Below are 1,743 nucleotides of genomic sequence, written 5' to 3' on the forward strand. Positions count from 1 at the left end.
ATGGTGCGGTTCTCCTAGAGTGTTCGAATTAGGATGAAACGAGGGAGGAAAATTATGCTCGATACGACATTGACGGGTCAAACACAGGCATTTCTCGATTCTTTTGGTACAGCCCTAAAGAACGAAGACATTGAAGCCGCTACTCAGATGTTTCAGGATGATTGCTATTGGCGTGATCTAGTCTCCTTTACTTGGAACATCAAAACCGTCGAAGGAAAAGATCAGGTGGCCGATATGTTGCGCCACCAACTGGCAACCATAAAGCCGACGGGTTGGAAGGTAGCCGAAGGCGAGACGCCGACTGAAGCCGATGGCGTAACGACCGCCTGGATAGAATTCGAAACTGAAATGGCCCGTGGCTATGGCCTATTGCGTCTGAAGGACGGTCTGATCTGGACACTCCTAACCACGATGGTCGAGCTCAAGGGACACGAAGAACCAAAGGGATTTCAGCGCCCACTCGGAGCGAAACATGGCGCCGGCAAGCACCGCACCACATGGAAAGAAGAGCGAGAGAAAGAGGAGGCCGAGCTTGGCCATGAAACCCAACCTTATTGCCTGATTATCGGCGGCGGTCAGGGCGGGATAGCATTGGGTGCCAGACTGCGCCAACTAGGCGTGCCCACAATTATTGTCGAGCGTAACGATCGCCCGGGGGACAGCTGGCGCAAACGCTACAAGTCGCTCTGCCTGCACGATCCAGTTTGGTATGACCATCTACCTTACATAAAGTTCCCGGAAAATTGGCCAATCTTTTCGCCCAAAGACAAAATCGGTGATTGGCTGGAAATGTACACCAAGGTGATGGAACTGAACTATTGGACACGCACGACCGCCAAATCTGCCAGCTTTGATGAGAAAACCAAAGAGTGGACAGTCGTGGTGGACCGTGATGGCAAAGAACTGGTGCTAAAACCCAAGCAGCTTATTATGGCGACTGGCATGTCCGGAAAAGCCAATATGCCTGACTTTCCCGGGATGGATAAGTTCAAGGGCGATCAGCATCACTCCTCACAGCATCCAGGTCCGGACAAGTACAAAGGCAAAAGGGCGGTTATAGTGGGTTCGAACAACTCCGCGCACGATATCGCCGCCGCCATGTGGGAGAACGATGTTGATGTCACCATGGTTCAAAGGTCTTCCACACACATTGTGCGTTCCGATACTTTGATGGAAATCGGACTTGGCGATCTCTATTCTGAACGGGCCGTAGAGGCTGGTGTCACAACAGAAAAAGCCGATCTGATCTTTGCGTCACTGCCCTATGCGATACTGCATGAATTCCAAATTCCGGCGTATGCCGCGATGAAAGAACAGGACAAGGAGTTCTACGACGGGTTGGAAAAGGCTGGTTTCTGGCTCGATTGGGGGGACGATAACTCTGGTCTATTCATGAAATATCTGAGGCGCGGATCTGGCTATTACATAGATATCGGCGCCAGTCAGCTGATTATCGATGGCGAGATCAAGATAAAGCGGGGACAGGTCGTTAAGGTCGACGAAACTGGTGTAATCTTAGATGACGGAACGCATCTCGACGCAGATGTCATTGTCTATGCCACTGGCTATAACTCGATGAATGGCTGGATCGCGGATCTGGCGGGTCAGGAGATGGCTGATAAAGTCGGCAAGGTTTGGGGATTAGGATCGGATACCACGAAGGACCCCGGTCCTTGGGAAGGAGAACAGCGCAACATGTGGAAACCCACACAACAGGAAGCTCTTTGGTTCCACGGCGGTAAC

The 1,743-nt window shown here is 51.6% G+C and carries 1 protein-coding gene; it reads left to right on the forward strand.

Features of this window, described 5'->3' with window-relative positions:
- Positions 1–54: 54 nt before the first annotated feature.
- A partial coding sequence (locus AC2FNV_RS23495) for an NAD(P)-binding domain-containing protein (RefSeq protein ID WP_496774731.1) occupies positions 55–1,743 on the forward strand: 1,689 nt, incomplete at its 3' end.

Source organism: Ruegeria sp. BHSA163 (assembly GCF_059613365.1).